Origin of the sequence: Halotia branconii CENA392 (assembly GCF_029953635.1) — a bacterium.
Taxonomy (GTDB): Bacteria; Cyanobacteriota; Cyanobacteriia; order Cyanobacteriales; family Nostocaceae; genus Halotia; species Halotia branconii.
Genome location: NZ_CP124543.1, coordinates 5,170,572 through 5,187,208 on the forward strand (window position 1 = coordinate 5,170,572; position 16,637 = coordinate 5,187,208).

General features: G+C 40.3%; 17 protein-coding genes. 5 read left to right on the forward strand and 12 right to left on the reverse strand.

Annotation, left to right across the window (positions count from 1 at the left end; translation table 11 throughout):
• Positions 1-181: 181 nt before the first annotated feature.
• Together QI031_RS22675 and QI031_RS22680 are read left to right on the forward strand one after the other, a co-directional pair.
• The gene (locus tag QI031_RS22675) at positions 182-1,648 is read left to right on the forward strand and encodes an ArnT family glycosyltransferase (protein ID WP_281481870.1); all 1,467 of its coding nucleotides are present in this window, start codon (positions 182-184) and stop codon (positions 1,646-1,648) included.
• 23 nt (positions 1,649-1,671) lie between these two features.
• The gene (locus QI031_RS22680; RefSeq protein ID WP_281481871.1) at positions 1,672-2,931 is read left to right on the forward strand and encodes a mannosyltransferase family protein; all 1,260 of its coding nucleotides are present in this window, start codon (positions 1,672-1,674) and stop codon (positions 2,929-2,931) included.
• Between the two features lie 52 nt (positions 2,932-2,983).
• Here the strand turns inward: QI031_RS22680 and QI031_RS22685 are convergent, their stop codons facing one another.
• Positions 2,984-4,525: an ArnT family glycosyltransferase gene (locus tag QI031_RS22685; RefSeq protein WP_281481872.1), complete on the reverse strand. Its 1,542-nt coding sequence runs from the start codon at positions 4,523-4,525 to the stop codon at positions 2,984-2,986.
• 20 nt (positions 4,526-4,545) lie between these two features.
• Between QI031_RS22685 and QI031_RS22690 the strand changes: the two genes are divergently transcribed.
• On the forward strand, positions 4,546-5,508 hold the full coding sequence (locus tag QI031_RS22690; RefSeq protein WP_281481873.1) for a glycosyltransferase family 2 protein: 963 nt from the start codon (positions 4,546-4,548) through the stop codon (positions 5,506-5,508).
• 103 nt (positions 5,509-5,611) lie between these two features.
• Here QI031_RS22690 and QI031_RS22695 read toward each other — a convergent pair whose 3' ends face one another.
• From QI031_RS22695 to QI031_RS22730, 8 genes are all read right to left on the reverse strand, one after another.
• Positions 5,612-6,220 carry a cytochrome c oxidase subunit 3 gene (locus QI031_RS22695; protein ID WP_281481874.1) on the reverse strand — a complete coding sequence of 203 codons (609 nt, stop codon included), beginning with the start codon at positions 6,218-6,220 and terminating at the stop codon, positions 5,612-5,614.
• A 92-nt stretch (positions 6,221-6,312) separates the two neighbouring features.
• Positions 6,313-7,995 carry a cytochrome c oxidase subunit I gene (ctaD, locus tag QI031_RS22700; protein ID WP_281481875.1) on the reverse strand — a complete coding sequence of 561 codons (1,683 nt, stop codon included), beginning with the start codon at positions 7,993-7,995 and terminating at the stop codon, positions 6,313-6,315.
• A gap of 14 nt (positions 7,996-8,009) precedes the next feature.
• Positions 8,010-8,936: a cytochrome c oxidase subunit II gene (locus QI031_RS22705; RefSeq protein WP_281481876.1), complete on the reverse strand. Its 927-nt coding sequence runs from the start codon at positions 8,934-8,936 to the stop codon at positions 8,010-8,012.
• A gap of 90 nt (positions 8,937-9,026) precedes the next feature.
• Positions 9,027-9,644 carry a DUF2231 domain-containing protein gene (locus QI031_RS22710; RefSeq protein WP_281481877.1) on the reverse strand — a complete coding sequence of 206 codons (618 nt, stop codon included), beginning with the start codon at positions 9,642-9,644 and terminating at the stop codon, positions 9,027-9,029.
• Positions 9,641-10,141 (reverse strand): DUF2231 domain-containing protein, encoded by a 501-nt coding sequence (locus QI031_RS22715; RefSeq protein ID WP_281481878.1) that lies wholly within the window; start codon positions 10,139-10,141, stop codon positions 9,641-9,643. Before QI031_RS22715 ends, QI031_RS22710 begins: the two co-directional genes overlap by 4 nt.
• A gap of 1,044 nt (positions 10,142-11,185) precedes the next feature.
• Entirely contained in the window at positions 11,186-11,449 is a 264-nt protein-coding gene (locus QI031_RS22720) for a type II toxin-antitoxin system RelE family toxin (protein WP_281481879.1), read from the reverse strand.
• Positions 11,442-11,711 (reverse strand): hypothetical protein, encoded by a 270-nt coding sequence (locus QI031_RS22725; protein WP_281481880.1) that lies wholly within the window; start codon positions 11,709-11,711, stop codon positions 11,442-11,444. Before QI031_RS22725 ends, QI031_RS22720 begins: the two co-directional genes overlap by 8 nt.
• Positions 11,712-11,822: 111 nt before the next feature.
• Positions 11,823-12,056 carry a hypothetical protein gene (locus tag QI031_RS22730; RefSeq protein ID WP_281481881.1) on the reverse strand — a complete coding sequence of 78 codons (234 nt, stop codon included), beginning with the start codon at positions 12,054-12,056 and terminating at the stop codon, positions 11,823-11,825.
• A 57-nt stretch (positions 12,057-12,113) separates the two neighbouring features.
• Here QI031_RS22730 and QI031_RS22735 point away from each other — a divergent pair, with 57 nt between their 5' ends.
• Positions 12,114-12,230 carry a tyrosine-type recombinase/integrase gene (locus QI031_RS22735; RefSeq protein WP_425526039.1) on the forward strand — a complete coding sequence of 39 codons (117 nt, stop codon included), beginning with the start codon at positions 12,114-12,116 and terminating at the stop codon, positions 12,228-12,230.
• Positions 12,231-12,608: 378 nt separating this feature from the next.
• On the opposite strand, the gene QI031_RS22740 is transcribed toward QI031_RS22735, so the two are convergent.
• Positions 12,609-13,352 carry a response regulator transcription factor gene (locus QI031_RS22740; RefSeq protein WP_281481882.1) on the reverse strand — a complete coding sequence of 248 codons (744 nt, stop codon included), beginning with the start codon at positions 13,350-13,352 and terminating at the stop codon, positions 12,609-12,611.
• 155 nt (positions 13,353-13,507) lie between these two features.
• On the opposite strand from QI031_RS22740, the gene QI031_RS22745 reads away from it, so the two are divergent.
• Positions 13,508-14,596 (forward strand): YheT family hydrolase, encoded by a 1,089-nt coding sequence (locus tag QI031_RS22745; RefSeq protein WP_281481883.1) that lies wholly within the window; start codon positions 13,508-13,510, stop codon positions 14,594-14,596.
• A gap of 133 nt (positions 14,597-14,729) precedes the next feature.
• Here QI031_RS22745 and QI031_RS22750 read toward each other — a convergent pair whose 3' ends face one another.
• Together QI031_RS22750 and QI031_RS22755 are read right to left on the reverse strand one after the other, a co-directional pair.
• The gene (locus QI031_RS22750; protein WP_281481884.1) at positions 14,730-15,188 is read right to left on the reverse strand and encodes a cupin domain-containing protein; all 459 of its coding nucleotides are present in this window, start codon (positions 15,186-15,188) and stop codon (positions 14,730-14,732) included.
• 153 nt (positions 15,189-15,341) lie between these two features.
• Positions 15,342-16,550 (reverse strand): NupC/NupG family nucleoside CNT transporter, encoded by a 1,209-nt coding sequence (locus QI031_RS22755; protein WP_281481885.1) that lies wholly within the window; start codon positions 16,548-16,550, stop codon positions 15,342-15,344.
• Between the last annotated feature and the right edge of the window lie 87 nt (positions 16,551-16,637).

A 16,637-nucleotide genomic window follows, 5' to 3' on the forward strand; every position in this document is an offset into this window, starting at 1 on the left:
TTTCCACGACGCCACTTGCTTCAACGGGGGGAACCCCCCTCCGGGTTCGCCAGTCACCTGCGGAGGGAAACCCTCCCGCAGTGCTGGACTCACCGCAACGCAGTGGCTCCCCATGAGCAACTGGCGTTGGAAACCCTCCTCACAACTTTTCGCTGCGTCCTCTGCGGTTCGATAAAAAAATATGCATATCAATAGAATAAAAAATATTTTATTTCCCTTACTCACCATATTTCTTTATGTTAGCTTTGTTGTTGCCATTAGATTTAAGCCAATTACCCAAAGCTTTGAACTAGACTATGATGAAGGACTGAACTTAATTAAAACCCTTCTTTATGATCAGGGATTTTCTCTTTATAGTCAAATTTGGAGCGATCAACCACCAGTTTTTACTTTTATTTTATCGCAATACTTCAGTTTATTTGGGCAGTCTATCTTAGCCGCACGTTTGCTAATATTAATATTTTCAGCAATATTAATATACTGCTTTTATCAAATCATTCGTCAAAGCCTTGGAACTATCCCAGCTTTTGTTGCTACATTTTTACTCTTCACTTCTTGGCTATTTATTAGATTAAGTTTTTCTGTGATGATTGGTATTCCATCGTTGTCATTAGCAATGCTTTCTCTGTATATTTTAACTTTATATAAACAAAAACCTCGTAATATTTTTCTAATTTTATCTGGGATTTTTTTAGCACTATCTATCCAAACAAAACTGTTTACTGTTTTTCTAATTCCTTTGATGGCATTAAATTTGGGCGATTTTATTATCCGTACCCAACCAATAAAAAAACAAACCCAGCACCTGCTTTATCCGTTAACTATATGGCTAAGTACTCTAAGTATAATTTACTTATTAATTGGCTGGAAATTCCAACAATTTTTTTATCATCAACAGACTTTTGAATCACATTTTAATCAGCCGATAGAAGCAGAACTAATAAATTTTAACAATTTTGCCTATTTTGGTGAAATGATTAAGCAAGATTATGATTATATTTTTTTAGCATTCATCGGTATATTAGCAATTATTATCAAAAAACAACGAGACGGTATTTTCCCTTTAACTTGGTTAGGAATTGCTTTACTAATTTTGTTAAATCATAAACCCCTTTGGTATCACCACTATCCTTTAATAGCTATTCCTATCTGTTGGCTAGCTGCTTATGCAATAGGTTGGGTACTTGATTCTTTTGCTCAAGGATGGCGATACAATTTAAAGCCGTCAAACAAAAACAAGTCTATCTTTTTTTCCTTGGTAACTGTAATTCTAGTTTTCTTAATCATCATAACTCCTCCTAATCCCAAAGGAACCCCACCTAAAAACTTACAATTGATGCAGTTGATATTACAAAATAAAAGTTCTACTCGTTGGTTATTTACAGATCGTCCTATCTATGGTTTTTATGCTAATTTACCTGTCCCTCCAGAAATAGCAGTAATGTCATATAAAAGACTTAATTCAGGAGATTTAACTTTTAAGCAACTTCTAACTATTTTGCAAAAATATCAACCAGAACAAATCGTTTTTGCAAGGTGGTTAAGTCAAATTAAAAGTGATCGTGAAATCATGGCTTATATTAATGAAAACTATATTAAAACTTATACAGATGAAACAGGCACAGCAGAACATTATTTAGTCAAGTAATTTACTTAATACAAGCTGTTTTAATGAATTTAAAGAAAAATATTACTAGTAACGGATTCTTATTTGCAGTAGTAATGTGGTTATCTAGCCGCATAGTTATTATTATTGCCATGTTGCTAATTGCCCCTTCGCTGCCAGTGCCGTCTGATGCCTCTGCTGCCACATTCAGCTGGGATGTTTTTTCAGCCTGGGATAGTGAATGGTATCGCAAAATAGTGACTTATGGCTACGAATATATTAACGATGGCAAACAACATTCTATTGCTTTTTTCCCGCTTTTTCCCTTATTAATTCGAGCAATTATGAGTTTTGGCTTGTCATTTGAAATGGCAGGTACACTATTAAATAATTTGGCATTTTTAGCAGCATTAATTGTATTGTATGTTTGGGTAGAGGAGCGCAATGGCAAAAGTGCAGCACGTTGGACAACGGCAGTTTTAGCTTGGTGTCCTTATTCAATTTATAGCACTGTAATTTATACAGAAGGGCTATTTTTGTTGTGTAGTACAGCAGCCTTACGAGCTTTCGATAAACAGCAATATACCTGGGTAGCCTTTTGGGGAGCATTATCTACTGCGACGCGATCGCCTGGTTTGGCACTCATACCTGCTTTTTTGTTCGCATCTTGGCAACAGCGTCGAGGAATCAAAGCTTACATTGCTAGTTTAGCTGTTGGTTTGGGTGTATTTCTCTACAGCTTGTATTGTCAAATTCAATTTGGTGATGCTTTAGCTTTTGTCCATGTCCAAAAAGGGTGGCGGACTTCAGCAGGGTTTGCTTGGCAAGGTTGGTTAATGATGTTGAGAAAAATTACTTTGGGAAATGCCTATTGGCAATTTACTAATATACAAGACCTCTGGTATCCATTGCTGTTGATGATGATTATCGTCAGCGGCTTTTTGTTGTGGCGCTTTCGTCAACAACTTGGTTATATAAAAGTGCGCTATGGATTTTATTTATTATGGTTTTTCATGTGGTTTTTAGCAGAAGATGAATTAGTCAGATTTGTATTAATTTTTGGTGGTTTATTATTATTGTGGTTTTCACGAGCAAAAATTCCCTTGGCTGCCGTTGTTTATGGCTTTTTTTCCTACGCCTTAATTCTCAATACTGGCCTCACAGCTTCAGTTGAACGCTACGCTTACGGTATTGTATCGCTATCATTTGCTTTTGGGCTATTGCTGGCTCGTTATCCACGTTGGGGGTATGCAGTGATCATATTTTTTGCCATCTTCTTAGCAAATTTATCTGTACAATTTGCCCAAAATCAGTGGATAGCTTAAATCAAATATAGAATCTCAGATACCCGACTTATTTAAAAAGTCGGGTATCTTATTATTCAGCAATCAAAATGAAATCCTCAGCCTCACCCAAAGCTTGACTTTTAGGTAAATTCATTTGCTGTAAAGTTGCATTATCTAATAGCAGATAAGACTTATTTGTCCACATTTGTTGTAAAACTGGGATAGTTGCCGGCACAACTTGACAATCGCAGTAAAAGTCTAAACTAGGACGAGCATAACTAAAAGAAGTGTAAATTGTGGTTTCTGGTGCAACATGGGTGCGAATTAATGCCGCAACTGGCTTCACTGCAAAGGCTTCATTCAATTCCCAAATCCATAATTGCGAACTCATCAATAATATTAAAACCAAGTACATCCCAGAAAATAGAACTGTAATAAAACGGCGATCGCGCTGTTGAATCAGCCATACTACGATGCCCATGCTAATTACCAAAACTATGCTCATGGCAATTAACACAGGCTGATAATCTGCAATTGTAAAGTAAACACAACCTCCTAAACCTGCGATCGCTATGACAGCAAATAAGACTGTCCAAATACGCGCCCTAAAATAATGGTGTTGCCAAACTTCGCTGAGATTAGCACCAATTGCCATAGCTAAAAATGGATAGATAGGCATGACATACCACGGAAGTTTTGTTTTCATCAAAGAAATACTTCCTAAGTAAATAACTGTGCCGATAAGAACTAGACGACTCCAAGAAGTATGGTGTTTTTTCGCAGCTACATACAACCCTCCAGGCCAAAATATCAACCAAGGCCAACCATATTTAAGTAGCTCAATTAAATAGTACCAAGGAGCGCCACTATGACCTTCCACAGGTTGCACAAGACGTTCAAAGGTTTGTGCTTGAAAATTAATTTGTAAAAAGTTACTACCATAATGTTGCCATTGAGCAGCATACCAAGCGATCGCTGGCGCAGTTCCTAAAAATATTCCTACCCATAAATAAGGGTTTGTTAACAAAGTTAGTTGTCTATCTGCAAGTAGGAATAAACAAGCAATTCCTCCTAGCAACAAAACGATCATTCCCTTAGTCAGCGTAATTAGCCCTAGGCAAATTCCCACACCTAGAGCATACTTTCGATTTTGGCGGGCTTTCAAAACACAAAACAATAACAAAAGAAAAAAAGTAATCGCTGCGCCATCTAACATTGCCAGTCGTCCATGACGCACCACAGGCAACATTGTTAAATAAACCAAAGCAGCAAACAAAGCTGGTAAACTTTGATTAAAAACCAAGCGCCCTACCAAGTAAAGTAAAGGCACTCCCAAAGCAGTTAAAACTGCACTAGGTAAGCGTGTTGTCCATTCATTCACACCTCCTATAGAATAAGTCCAAGCAATGAGCAAATGGATCAAAGGTGGCTTATTATGATATGGTTCACCTCCCAAAGTAGGATAAAGCCAATGTAGGGAACCCATTGGGGCGCGCCATATTTCGCGGGCGACTAGTCCCACAGTACCTTCATCCCAGTCTCGTAAGGGTGAATTTCCCAAACACATTAGCCACAGAATCAGAGATCCCACGAGTAAAGTCAGTAGCCATTCTTTTTTTGGGAATGGACGCATATCTAAAAATTAAGATAACTGTGACTAAGCCAATTTATTCTCTAGTAATTCCAATTTATAACGAAGAAGAAAACATTACTGAAATGTATCGTCGTCTCAGTCATGTCATGACACAGCTAGACGGTGAGACTGAATTGATTTTAATTGATGATGGTAGCCGCGATCGCTCATTAAGCATGATTCGTGAACTTCACCACTGCGATCGTCGCGTGTGCTACTTGAGTTTTGCTCGAAATTTTGGTCATCAAATCGCAGTTACAGCAGGTTTGAACTTTGTCCAAGGCCAATGTGTGATTGTGATGGACGCTGATTTGCAAGATCCCCCAGAGCTAATTTTAAAGTTGATTACAAAATGGCAACAAGGCTACCAAGTAGTGTACGCTCAACGTTTATCCCGTAAAAAAGAAAGTTGGCTCAAACGCTTTACTGCTTATATTTTTTACAGGATTCTCCAGCGTTTGTCTAAGGTAGATATACCCGCCGATACCGGGGATTTCTGCTTGATGGATCGACAAGTGATAGATATTCTTAACGCTATGCCTGAACGTAATCGCTATATACGTGGTTTACGAGCTTGGGTAGGCTTCAGTCAAACAGCAGTACATTTTGAACGAGATCCTCGTTTTGCGGGAAAAGTTAAGTATTCTTTTGGTAAGTCTTGGGCATTAGCGATTGACGGAATTATTTCTTTTTCAACAGTACCTTTAAAGTTAGCAACTTATTTAGGAATGCTATCCGCTGGTGTTGCTCTATTAATGATGACACTAGTCTTATATTGGCGTTTAGTTGACCCAGTTTCTCCATTAATTGGTTTTACATTGATCACAATTGCGATGTTTTTTTTGGGTTCTGTTCAATTAATTTGTATTGGGATTTTAGGTGAATATATTAGTCGGATATATGAAGAAGTCAAAGGTCGTCCTATTTATACTTTGAAGGAAACTGGAGGTTTAGTTAAAGTATCAGAAATGTCATCTAACTAGAAGCATAATTGCTATTTAGGCTGCGATCGCAAGACGTAACAGTTGATTATTAGCATACTTGCGATCGCCTTCATCTAACTACATCAAATTATGTGTCAGTTTGTCATTGCCAGATATAAATTAGCAGAAACAAAACAATCCAAATCACATCTACAAAGTGCCAAAATAATGATGTGGAATTGACACCGAAATGACCTGTGTCGTAGTTTCCAGGAATGAAAGAACGCACCAAAATCATCAATTGCAACAAAATACCAGTAAAAACGTGCAAACCGTGGAACCCTGTCAGCAAATAAAACATTCCCCCAAATGTACCGGAAGTAAAGCCAAATTCCAGGTGACTCCATTCAATCGCTTGTCCAACTAAAAAGTAACTTCCCATCGCCATAGTTGTGAACAGAAATAGGCGAAACCTCCACAAATTATGACGTTGTAAAGCTTTTTCTGCTAGATAAATCACAAAACTACTAGCAACCAGAATTACTGTGTTGATTGCAGGTTCTTTAATTTCTAGTCCCGAAACACCAACTGGTAGCCAGTTAGGATTAGTTGTTTTATAGATAATATATCCTGCAAAAAAACTCAAGAAAATAACGCTTTCAGACAAAAGGAAGACAATGAAGCCAAACATTTTGTTGCCTTCTTCGTCGTGTTCATGTTCATGTTCGCCAACAGTCTGATGCAATTCGTCTGAAACAATATAACTGTCCACTGATGAAATTCTCCTTTAGCTTGCAGACTCAAGAGGTTTGAAGTGTAATACGCAGAGTAAAAATTATTCTCTGCGTCTTTGTTTTGTGTTTGTCAGTCTGCGCTTGTCAATGTTGTGTGACTATGTTCGTGTTCAAGATTGGCTGTCAATGGTTCAGATTTGCCGTAGCCGTAAGGTTCAGAGATGATGATGGGAATTTCTTCAAAGTTCTCTACTGGCGGTGGTGAAGAAACCATCCACTCTAAACCAATTGCCCGCCAAGGATTGTCAGGTGCTTTCTCTCCTTGCATCCAAGAAATCACCATGTTGAAAATGAAGGGCAAAGTTGACATTCCTAAGAGGAATCCGCCCAAACTAGCGACGATATTCCAGAATTGATACTCTGGGGCGTAGGAAGCAACTCGGCGTAACATTCCTTGCAATCCTAAAGGATGCATCGGCAAAAAGTTAAGGTTTGTACCGATGAATGCTAACCAAAAATGTAACTTACCCCAGCTTTCTTGGTACATCCGCCCGGTCATTTTGGGGAACCAGTGATAGATGGCGGCATACAAGCCCATCGTCACTGTACCGTAGAGGACATAGTGGAAGTGTCCTACCACAAAGTAAGTATTATTGACGTGAACATCAACAGGCACAGAAGACAGCATAATACCTGTGATGCCAGCGAAGACAAACATTACCAATGCACCAAGGGCAAATAACATTGGTGTAGTTAGTCGTAACTTACCTTCCCAAACAGTCGCCACCCAAGCAAATACCTTAATCCCCGTGGGTACAGACACAAACATGGTTGTGAACATGAAAATCAATCGCATCCAGCCAGGAGTACCACTGACATACATGTGATGTACCCAAACAATACCGCTGACTACCGCAATCAATATTGATGAAACGGCAACTACTTTATAGCCAAACAAAGGTTTACGGGCATAGACAGGGAAAATTTCGGAGAAAATTCCGAAGATGGGCAGAATAATCACGTAAACGGCGGGGTGGGAATAGAACCAGAAGTAATGCTGGAACATGACTGGATTACCGCCCCTACTGGGATCGAAAAAGGCAGTACCAACAGTAAGATCTAATAGCAACATCACTGCCCCTGCGGTGAGTGCAGGTAGTCCGAATAGTTGGATAATTTGGGCGCTAAATACTGCCCAGACAAACAACGGCATTCGGAAGAATCCCATCCCTGGTGCGCGCATTTTGACGATAGTGGTGACAAAGTTAACCGCCCCCATAATTGAGGATACGCCAGATATTGCCACTGCCAACAGCCAGACAACTTGACCGTTAATCAAGTTACCTGTGGGATTTTGAAGACTAACTGGTGGGTAAGACCACCAACCCGCTTGGGCTGGGCCACCAGGAACAAAGAAACTTGCCATCATCAGAATCCCGACTACTGGAACCATCCAAAAGGCGACAGCGTTGAGGCGGGGAAATGCCATATCTCGCGCCCCAATCATCAGAGGCACTAAATAATTGGCAAAACCAACTAGTGAGGGAAATGTCCACAAAAATAGCATGACAGTGCCGTGCATGGTGAACATGCCGTTATAGACGGTACGGTCAACTAGGTCTGCATCGGGTGTAATTAATTCTCCCCGCAGCACCATTGCAAAGATACCGCCGACTAGAAAGAAGATGAACGAGGTAACGAGGTATTGAATCCCAATTACTTTATGATCAGTGCTAAAGCTGAAGTATTGCTTCCAGTTACCTGGAGATGGATGATCAGCAATACTGATGCCTTCAATAGGGATATTTGTCATGAGTGAGTTTCCTTTCAACCAGGATAATTGACCAGAGGAGATGCCGCAGGTGCAACTGTAGCCCAACCAGTTTTCACAGACTGACTAGATGCTTGGGCATATTCAGACGCTGCTTGATTGTGGGCTTCTGATGGCTTTTGGCTTGCAGCTTTGGTTAGCCACTGGTGGTAATCTTCTGGAGATTCGACGACTACATTAGCTTGCATGGTGGCAAAGTATGTGCCACTGTATTGAGAATCGGTAAGTCTATATTCACCTGGGCGAATGGGTGTAAATTCAAAGTCAATTGCATGGTTAGGAATAATATCTTGCTTGAGACGAAATGCCGGAATATAAAAGCCGTGTAGTACATCTGCTGATTGCAGTGCTAAACGTACCCGGCGATCGCTTGGCAAATGCAACTCAGTACTGGTAATATCTGTTTCTGGGTAATGAAATACCCATGCCCATTGTTTGGCTAGCACGTCAATTTTTTCTACAGGTTCAGTTAAGGCGGCAACTGGTGCTTCATTGGTTGCAGCATAAGCTGATTCCATACCGATGGGATTATGCAAATGCACTAATTCTGTCGGTCCTTGAATCCCCATGCGTTCGTAGATTTGATAGCTATAAGTGGCAATCCAAATCACTAGCATGATGGGGATGGCTGTCCAGACAACTTCTAGTGTGATGTTACCTTCAATGGGCGGGCCATCGCTGGTGTCTCCCTTTTCTGCCCGATGAAAAATAATCGAGTACATCAAGGTGCTAGTCACTGCTAAAAAGATGAATGCACCTAAGGTGACTAGAAAGCTAATCAAATCATCAATCAGATGAGATTCTGCCGCCGCTTGGGGAGGAAGCCAGAAGTAAGACTGTTTACCAATCCACAGACTGGTAATAGTCACGAAAACTACCCCCGTAATCACGGTTAAAATGTTTAAGATCTTGCCGATTTTCATGATTAATGGTTAATAATTAGTGGTCAGTCATGAGTGGACAACCGACAACTGACAACTGACAACTGACAACCGACAACTGACAAAATTTAGTTACTTCAGCACTGTATTCAGGTCTTGCCCCATTCGCAGCAAACTATCTGCTGTGTTGTGTACGCCAAATTCGGCTGCCATCTGCGCTCCTAATGTGCCGTGAACGTACATAATCAACATGATTGCCATACCTGTGAACAGATAACTCCACTGCACTTCTCTGTCTGTCAGTTTATATGCTTGTTTATCCCATACGAAGCGCTGCCATCCTCTCCAGACGGTCATAATCAGAATCAACGCTAATAGGAATACACCACCTACACCATGCCAAATCATGGTTTGCATTGCTTGTAATCCCCAGGCACTTTTGACATCGCTTGGTGGAGTTGCTAGCAGCATTTCATAAAAACCTGCTGCTACTGTGAAAAAAGTGATGACGCTGGCAGCTAGCATGTTGTACCAACCCACATCAAATAAGTTGGCACGTTCAACAGAAATCGCCAGAAATTTGAAGACCCATTTTTCAAAGGGGAATAGAACACCAACGATGTCAAAGGTAATCCCAATGATGAATAGACCCAAAGTCAAATGGACTAAGTTGGGATGAATGGGAATCGTGTAAGGAAGTCCGTTTGCACCCATTTGGGCGTTCAATTGGTCAATCAGTTCTGAGTTCATGGCAAAATACCTTCTTTTACTGCTTCCACAACTGGCACTGTGTGCAATCCATATACCCAAACGAGTTCGTCTCCTAAATAGACTTGCAAACCCACGATTAGGGTTAAAAACAACCCCACTAACATGTAGTGAATCGGTAATTTGTTGGGGTTGCGACTACGAATTACATAGCGCCATGCTGTAATTGCGGCGATGATTCCAGAAAGTGACCAGCCAACTAAGGTATGCAAATTTAGCACTGATTTAGCTAGGTCATAAGGTTGTGCCAGTCCTGCTTCAAATTGACCAAAAATAATAGCCACAAAGATAGCAACTGTTGCAACTAACATATTCCACCAACTCACCTCAAAAAGATGAGTTCTACCAGTAAAATAACCCACTAAATCACAGAAGAATGCAAACACTACCATTGCAATTACGAAATGAACAACAATAGGGTGAATTGTATCTGGATAGGGCAAATTATGGTCGTTCAAAGATGTCAGATACTCAAGCATTGTATTCTCCTGGATATATTTACTGCACCTCAGTTAAACGTTAATGATTGACATTCACTCACATCACTACTAACAGTGAACAGTTATCAGTTTTCACTGTTTATTATTTACTGTTCACTGACTGAATACCTGACCAGAATTTTTTAGATCTGCGTGGCGAAATCTGGTCATTTAAATGTCATAGTCTTTGTAGCCAATTTCTGTAGGGCTATTCTTTATAGTCGATGATGGAGTTCAATTCATTTGTTCATGCTGATACTCTACAATAGTGATTTTTAATCTATTTAACAAAATCACCTGTTGTCCTTTTGATTTAGTATGACCTACTCTTAGCTTAAGGATTTTTTTAGTAGTTGTCAAAAAAATTAACAATTACTTTTAAAAATAGTTTAATAGGTAGCTAAAGTTTCTATTTTTAGATATTGCATATTTAACAATAATGAATGTACAACATTTAACATTTACAAAATTTAGCTTTGTAATACTAATAACAAAAAAGAATATATAGGCTTTTCTAAAAATATAGAAATAAATTAGTAGTTTTATAGGAATATACCAATTAGTACGATTGTTTAACTGATAAATAACCTTAATATTTTTATTTTAAATACTATACATAAAATACTTTTAACTAATTAACTTAACGTGAGTTCGATGAACTTTAAACTCTAAAACCTTTGACCAGCCTAGTGTGTGGGAAATAGCCGTTCCTATAAACAGTTGAGCTTATTGAGAATAAAATTAGTAACTTCTATATCGCTCAATTATTGACTTTATTCTCAACTAATGGTCGATAGTTTATTTCAGCCTTAGCTTCAATAATCCTTTATTAACAAGGCTCTTAGCCTCTAAAATCCGTCGAACTCACGTTAACTTAGTACTTAATAAATTCAATAATTCCTGGAATTAGTATTATTGGTTATAAGTAGTCATCATGATTCAGTGTACGATACAACTCATGAAAACCTCTGCTAACGGTTCTATTATGCGGTGTTTCTATAAGAATGCGAATCACTTACGCTTCTGGACTTAACCAACTTGTATTCACGGTTCATACGCCTCACTACGATGGGCGATCGCCACAACAAATACTTGCATCAGTTCATCATCCACTGAGTAGATGACTCTGTAGTCACCAATTCGGTAGCGATAGTATCCTGCATAATCGCCTTTGAGAACCTTGATGTTAGGGTGTGACCGAGGAGTTTGCTCTAGTTGCTGCAAACATCGGGCGATTTTCTTTGCTAGAGCTTTATCAGCATTGACGTAACCCTTTTCGCCATCCGGGTGAAGGAAAACTTCATACATCAGAGCGAAGAGTTCTCCAGCTTGTGTAATCGGCTTTAGGAGTTGCTTGATTTTGCTTAATTCGCTCTAGTAATCCCGGAATTTCTAAAAGTTCTTGAGTTGCAGCTTCGCTTTCAGCATTTGCTAAGTAAGCCACAAAATCAGCAGCCACCTGTAATTTTTCTGGCGATAATTGCTCGATCAAATCATTAAGCTGTCGTTGCAACTCTGCCACAGAGGTCAAAACTGCTGGCTCAATATCCTCGACTGAAGAATTATCCATAGAATTCATCGCCTATCACCCAATCTCAAGATTCAGTATCCATTGTAAGGCAACCAAATTGCAGAGAATATCATCTTTTGTCAAAGGTGTGAGGGATCGCAATCGTTTACGTCAAGACATATTGTTCGCAACACGACTTAATGCAAACAATACCATTTCAAACAACTCATTTGGATTATTCGTGCAGCCAATCGCACCATGACGTTGTGATTCTGCAACATGTTCAGGATCTTTTGAACCAGCGTAAATAATAAATGGGGTTCGATCAAAGGCGATTAACGAGGTGTCGGTTTCAACGAAGTGTTGTTGTAACGACGCTTCCCATATTTTAGCATATAATGTCAATTTTTATACTACGTTGAAAGAGCAAACCTTGGTGTTATATGGAATTTTTCCGTTTTAATTAAGTTACTTTATGGCACAGGATTACGCTTAACTGAAGGACTGAGTTTAAGAGTTAAAAATGTTGATTTTGCCCAAAATCAAATTATTGTGCGCGACACCAAGAGAATTGCTTAGTATACTATTTGACTGCAAATCTCTTAGTTTAATAGGGTGCGTTAAGAGTATAACGCACCCTATCAAAGTTTCTAGAGTTGTAGGTTTCTTAATACAGTTTTGCAGGCATTCGTAGCGTTATGTATGTCATTCTGCGGACTTTCCCGTAGACACCAAAAGGGTGGCTGCTCGTAGAGTGGGGATTGTATAGCAAAGCAGAAGTAGAGGCTTAGACAAGCAGAGTATTACTTCCCATAGAGGCACGAAGGGCAACTTCTCGTAGAGTGGGATAGAATCTCCCTCAATATGTTAACTACATTCGTTCTGCTTAAAATGACATAGATAGCATGTTACGAATTTATGAACTTCAGTACTGAGTTAAGGGAATTTAGCAAGATTTCACTCAACCGCTGTTGTGGAAACCCCCTCTGCTGATGGAGGTATGCTAGGCAATTCCAGACAGTATCCTGCACCATATACAGTCTTGATATAGCGGGGGTGTCGCGGGTCTGGTTCTAACTTAGTTCGCAAGTGGCGGATATGCACTCGAATAGTTTCGATGTCATCATCTGGGTCGTAACCCCAAACTTCTCTGAGGATTTCACTGGGGGAAACTGTCTGACCGTGACGTTGCAGCAAACAATGAAGTAACTCAAATTCTAAATGAGTCAGTTTGACAGTTTCAGTGAACCAGATTGCCTCAAATCTTTCTGGGACAAGGGTCAACGAGCCATAATTGAGAATTTCACTGTGTTTGGCTGCTTGAGGAATACGGTCAGTACGTCGCAGTAATGCTCGGACTCGTGCTAGCATCTCTTCGACTTCAAAGGGCTTGGTGAGGTAGTCATCCGCGCCAGCATTGAAGCCTTCTACCTTGTCCTGAGTTTGGCTTAAAGCCGTCAACATCAACACGGGAATTTCAGATGTACGCTCATCTCGACGCAAGCGCTGACAAACTGTAAATCCATCCACTCTGGGCAACATCAAATCGAGCATAATCAAGTCTGGCTGTAGCTGGAGAGCTAAGGCCTGTCCCTTGATACCATCTTCAGCTTGACTGACATCATAGCCAGCCATTTCCAAGTTGACGGCAACGAGTTCTGAAATTGCTGGGTCATCGTCTATGACAAGAATCCTCGGCATTCTTAAAAAATTATTACTACTTGTTAAGGATAAATAACAACCTTTGGTAGATACAAAGATTTCTGTCTTGATTATAAAAAAGATTTGAAATCTAACATAAATATTAAAACGAAAGGATTCTAAAATCAGAACTCAATTACACGAAATTTTAAATTATGATGTGTTATGCTCCCTACAATCCTTCTCGCTTTTTACAAAATGGTGTGGCAATGACTGTGTACACCGTTTTGTGGGGAAGACGTTATTGGGAAAAAACAACTCCACACCCAGAGCCGCCTTATCATAAAACAATTTTTATGGGTGGGCAAGATGTACCCATTTATTGTTGGGTTGCCATCCCTAAAAATGCTCATAGTACTATTGTCGCTACTTATGGCATTACAGGTGATTTAAATCAAGAATGGTTTTTGAGACTTTTGGGGCGTAAAGCTTATGCCCAAGGATACGCTGTAGTGTTATTTGATTGGCGCGCTCATGGCAAGACTGCTGAATTATCCCCGACTTTGACTTCTGATGGTCTGTATGAGGGAGAAGATTTTGTCCGTATTGCCGCCGCTGCCGCATCGATGGGATGTCCTAGTAAATTTTGGTTTGCAGGTTTTTCTTTAGGAGGGCAGTTAGCGCTGTGGGGGCTAAAGGCCGCGGCAAAATTAACTCAGGGTAGCGAGGAGTTAGGAATAAAAGACAGTGACATTGGCGGGGGTGTAGTGATTTGCCCTAGCTTGGATTCTATGCGATCGCTTACCTATTTAGTCAAACAGCCGATTGGCAAATATTTAGAAGCAGGGATTGCCCGAAATTTAAAAAAGTTGGCGTGGCGAATACATGATGTTCATCCTGGAAGTCTTGATCCAGAAGCCATCAAACGAGCCAACAGTATTTGGGGTTTTGACCATGAACTAGTAATTGGACGATTAGGCTTTCCTTCTGTGGAAGCATATTACCAAGCCAGCAGTGCTTTACAACTATTGCCCCATCTTTCTAAACCTACTTTGATTTTGTATGCTGCTGATGATCCGTTGTTTGACCCAGCAATCATACCTGATTTGCAAGCTGCCTGTGCTGAAAATTCTCTGATAGATTTAATGCTTACCCGTCATGGCGGTCACATTGGCTATTTAAATAGCAAACAAGGTCAGCGCGAAGCACAAGATCCTGATCCTTGGTGGGCTTGGAATCGGGCTTTACAGTGGATGGATCAACAAAGAGTAGGACAGGAAAGTTTGTCTTTGTCGCCTCGATGATTATAAAGTTTAAGGGCGATCGCCACTCTTAAGATAGCAATATCGAAACCGACCTTTTGCTTAATGTTAAGGATATGGCGATCGCCTTTCCATTCGTTTTTCCACGTTGTTCTACTGAACTTTTGCCGCAGCCTTACTTAAAGCGACAGGATTGCTTTATAGTTGGAGTTTCTTCGAGTTGTACCATGATCAGAACAGCTGGCGCATCACCCACTGTTCCAGATAAGTGACCTTTATGACCTTGCGCGTCTGCTTTCGTACCCTGGTCTTCTCCAAATGAAATTTCACCAGCACCCATTTCGACTCGCTGTCCGTCCATAGTTTCCACAAACCAGCGTCCTGACAGGGGAATGATCCACTGAGGCTTCGGGTTCTCGTGCCAGTTGCCAACCCATCCCACGGGTAGCACAGTGAAGGTGAATGTAGCCCCAGACTGCTTTAACTGAGAAAGCCACTGCGGCGAGGTATCCGGGGCTATGCCTTTCTCGATGAAATCCTCAATTTGACAACGGGACTGATGACTTATACCATCTTGGTCAGTCCAAACGTGCCAATAGTCAATTATTGGCTTTTTTGATGAATTATTTTGCATAAAGATAGCTCTGTTTAATTGTGCTTAAATCAGTTCTCTAACTTTATCTGATACTGCGGTAAAGATAATCTTCTCGCGGTTAGGTTCACCTTTAATCAGAGATTCAGCAAATTTAGCCGCTTGATCTAAAGTAATTTTCAAGGATAAAGAGTGTCAAATTAATACTCCAGCAATACAAGCCGTAATAAAACCTGCTAGCAATCCCCCAATCATTGCTCTAACACCCATACGCGCTAAGTCATGCTGACGATTAGGAGCCATGCCAGTAATACCACCAATGGTAATTCCAATTGAACCTATATTGGCAAAATTACATAGTGCATAAGTAGCAATAATTACTGCGCGTTGGGAAATTTTGCCGCTTTCAATTAGCTGCTTCAAATCTAAAAAAGCAATAAATTCATTCAGAATTGTTTTTGTACCTAATAATGCCCCTATCTCCCGACAATCAGCCCAAGGTACACCCATGAAAAATGCTACAGGAGCCATAATAAAAGACAAAATCCATTGCAACGACAGTTGTTGTAAACCAACACGAGTTCCCAACCATCCCAGCAGTGCATTCACCGCAGCCAGTAATCCCAAAAAGGCAATAATCATTACCCCAACGTTAACCGCTAGCTTCACGCCGTCAATTGCGCCGGCGGTAGCAGCATCAATTACATTTATGTAACTTGTCTCTGTATCCATTTTGGCCTTACCAACCGTCTGTGATACTTCTGTTTCTGGGTAAAGCAGTTTTGACACTATTAAGGAGGTAGGAGCAGTCATAAAAAAAGCAGCAATCAGATGTTCCGCTGGGATGCCAAATGAAAGATAGGCTCCTAAAACTCCACCTGCAATGGTAGAAAAACCACCAGTCATCACAGCATGAAGTTCCGATTGCGTCATTTTGGCGACATAAGGTTTAACCATCAGCGCTGATTCTGTTGGTCCCAAAAAAATATTCCCTGCACAGGATAAAGACTCAGAACCTGATGTTTTCATTGTTTTCATCATTACCCATGCGAATACATTCACTATTCGTTGCAAAATGCCGTAGTAATATAAGACGCTGATGAATGCAGAGAAAAAAATAATTGTAGGCAGGACTTGGAAAGCGAATAAATGCTCTTTAAAGTTCTCTCCAAAGACAAATTTAGCGCCAACATCAGAAAATGCTAAAAAGTTGCTGACAATATCTCCTAAAGACTTAAACACATTTAAACCCCAAGGAGTTTTAAGAATCGCCAGCGCGAGTACAAACTCTAATCCCAAACCCCATGCTACTGTTCGCCAACGGACTGCATCTCGTCTCACAGATAGGGCGTAGGATATGGCGATAAAGATTAATATTCCGAGTGCGGAAATGGCACGTTCCATAATTACTCCCCAACATACACCGCTAAATTACTTGGTTACAAACCATACACAAGAATGTGCTTTTTTGGAGAGTTATCGTAGGTAGGG

What these genes read in the sequence shown, in the direction of transcription:
- QI031_RS22715 (WP_281481878.1), bottom strand. Translation starts at nt 10,141, where the DNA reads ATGCTTGAGTATCTGACATCTTTGAACGACCATAATTTGCCCTATCCA.
- ctaD (WP_281481875.1), bottom strand. Translation starts at nt 7,995, where the DNA reads ATGACAAATATCCCTATTGAAGGCATCAGTATTGCTGATCATCCATCT.
- QI031_RS22755 (WP_281481885.1), bottom strand. Translation starts at nt 16,550, where the DNA reads ATGGAACGTGCCATTTCCGCACTCGGAATATTAATCTTTATCGCCATA.
- QI031_RS22725 (WP_281481880.1), bottom strand. Translation starts at nt 11,711, where the DNA reads ATGGATAATTCTTCAGTCGAGGATATTGAGCCAGCAGTTTTGACCTCT.
- QI031_RS22750 (WP_281481884.1), bottom strand. Translation starts at nt 15,188, where the DNA reads ATGCAAAATAATTCATCAAAAAAGCCAATAATTGACTATTGGCACGTT.
- QI031_RS22720 (WP_281481879.1), bottom strand. Translation starts at nt 11,449, where the DNA reads ATGTATGAAGTTTTCCTTCACCCGGATGGCGAAAAGGGTTACGTCAAT.
- QI031_RS22745 (WP_281481883.1), top strand. Translation starts at nt 13,508, where the DNA reads ATGATGTGTTATGCTCCCTACAATCCTTCTCGCTTTTTACAAAATGGT.
- QI031_RS22685 (WP_281481872.1), bottom strand. Translation starts at nt 4,525, where the DNA reads ATGCGTCCATTCCCAAAAAAAGAATGGCTACTGACTTTACTCGTGGGA.
- QI031_RS22705 (WP_281481876.1), bottom strand. Translation starts at nt 8,936, where the DNA reads ATGAAAATCGGCAAGATCTTAAACATTTTAACCGTGATTACGGGGGTA.
- QI031_RS22740 (WP_281481882.1), bottom strand. Translation starts at nt 13,352, where the DNA reads ATGCCGAGGATTCTTGTCATAGACGATGACCCAGCAATTTCAGAACTC.
- QI031_RS22675 (WP_281481870.1), top strand. Translation starts at nt 182, where the DNA reads ATGCATATCAATAGAATAAAAAATATTTTATTTCCCTTACTCACCATA.
- QI031_RS22710 (WP_281481877.1), bottom strand. Translation starts at nt 9,644, where the DNA reads ATGAACTCAGAACTGATTGACCAATTGAACGCCCAAATGGGTGCAAAC.
- QI031_RS22680 (WP_281481871.1), top strand. Translation starts at nt 1,672, where the DNA reads ATGAATTTAAAGAAAAATATTACTAGTAACGGATTCTTATTTGCAGTA.